Raw genomic sequence first — 2,069 nt, 5'->3', positions numbered from 1 at the left:
CTATACTGAAAAGCGCTGAGAAACATCCTGATGTAGACCAGCACGATATTCAGGCATTATTATGGACCATTATTGCAAGAACAAAATTTGCCGATTTTAACGGACAGGTTAAAGTAACTGCCATTAAATTATTAACACCAAAACAACTTACACAATTGGAAGGTGGTGCTTTAGGTGTTTTGCCTTTCGATGTAATGGAAAAGGCTAAAGACCAGTTACCATCGGGGGTGAGGGCTGTTTTTGAAACAGAAAATAATATCCGTCAACTGGTTTCGTCTGGGAATTATACTTATGCTGATATGGAAAAATATGCGATTATAGCGGGTATGGCGCCACCAAGAAGCGATGTGCCAAGCGGTATCTGGACCAAACACCCTGACGGTTATTATGTACGTTATTTTCCTTCTGGTTATTCGATTACCAAGGTACAGGTTTATGTACCTAAAGAATTATTGGCTGGTGGTACAAAATTAATATATGATGCTGCTGGTGACATTGCCTGCCCAGCTAATACAGGCTCGCAACGTTTAGCGCAGACTAATGAGCCTCTGGAGGCAAATTATTCGTTGAAGTTGACTACGATTTGTAATCCTAAATAGATTTCAAAACAAATATTCGTCATTGCGAGGAGGAACGACGAAGCAATCTTAAAGCGCACGCTAGTAGCGACCGTTGTAAGATTGCTTCGTCGGCTGAAAAAGCCTTCTCGCAATGACGATTCTTTTTAACCCAAAGCCTGCGCTAAATCGGCGATAATATCGTCTACATGCTCTAAGCCCACAGAAATACGGAGTAAATTTTTTGGCGTTTTACTATCAGGGCCTTCCACCGAATAACGGTGCTCAATTAAACTTTCTACACCACCTAAACTGGTAGCCTGCGCAAATAGCTGAACCTTATTTACTACTTTGTGGGCCACTTCAACACCTCCTTTAACCAAAAACGACATCATCCCACCAAAATCTTTCATTTGTTTCTTTGCAATTTCGTGCTGTGGGTGACTTTCCAAACCTGGATAAAAAACAGCTTCAACATTTGGATGTCCGTTTAAATAGTCAGCTATGATTTTTCCATTTTCACAGTGGCCTTTCATGCGGTAAGCCAGTGTTTTAATGCTTCTGGTTAACAGGAAACAATCAAAGGGAGAAGGAACCGCACCACCCGTTTGCTGAATATTTTTGATTTTCTCCCATAACGCATCTTTTTTTGCTGTTGCCAGAATTCCACCAAGTACATCGCTATGGCCACCCAGGTATTTGGTACTGCTATGCATTACAATATCAGCACCCAGTAAAATCGGGTTTTGTAAAATAGGCGAAGCAAAGGTGCTGTCGCAGGCCATTGTAATGTTTTTAGCTTTAGCTATTTTGGCAATTTGTTCGATATCGGTAATCTTTAATAATGGGTTGGATGGGGTTTCGATCCAGATCAATTTGGTGTTAGGTTTGATGCTCGATTGGATTAGGTTTAAATCAGTTTGGTCAACAAAATCAAATTCCAAACTATCGTTAAAAATCGTAAGAAGCTGTTTTTTAATTCCCCAATACATATCATCAGGAGCAATAATGTGGCTACCAGGTTTTAAGGCCTGGAACAAAACCATACCACAGGTATTGCCCGAAGAAAAAGCAGCAGCATCTTCGCCATATTCTAATGTGGCTACAGTGTTTTCTAAAGCAGACCGGTTTGGATTGCTTACCCTGCTATACATATGCCCTCCGGGATAACCTCCATCTTCATCACGAAAAAAAGTTGTTGATAAATTAATAGGCAGGGTAACATCGCCAGTAATGCTTTTTACAAGATTAGCAGCGTGAATAGCAAGGGTTTCGGGTTTCATGATAATTGATTTTGATCGAAGTGATATGGTGATGCAATTTAATAATTTGGCGCTAATTTAAGGTTCGTAATGGTTTTGGCAAGATTTATGTAACAAGTTTGACGAAATTAAATTAAACGAAAATGAAAAGATTATTTATAGCTATCGCAATAGCATGTTCTACTTTAGTAATGTTACAAAGTTGTTCATCAACTAAAAATGCTGCAACAGGTATTAATGGTGGTAGAGG

Annotated in this window: 1 protein-coding gene and 1 pseudogene; one reads left to right on the top strand and one right to left on the bottom strand. The window is 39.5% G+C overall.

The window, feature by feature from the left end; translation table 11 throughout:
- Positions 1-599, top strand: a pseudogene (locus tag AC1DPQ_RS26070) (hypothetical protein); the annotation flags it as partial.
- A 125-nt stretch (positions 600-724) separates the two neighbouring features.
- Here AC1DPQ_RS26070 and AC1DPQ_RS26065 read toward each other — a convergent pair.
- A complete protein-coding gene (locus AC1DPQ_RS26065) occupies positions 725-1,840 on the bottom strand; it encodes a trans-sulfuration enzyme family protein (protein ID WP_477611342.1) in 1,116 nt (371 codons plus the stop codon).
- Positions 1,841-2,069: the final 229 nt, after the last annotated feature.

The sequence above is a fragment of the Pedobacter sp. 01T416_2 genome, from assembly GCF_056398925.1.
This window is presented reverse-complemented; position numbering and strand designations above follow the sequence as displayed.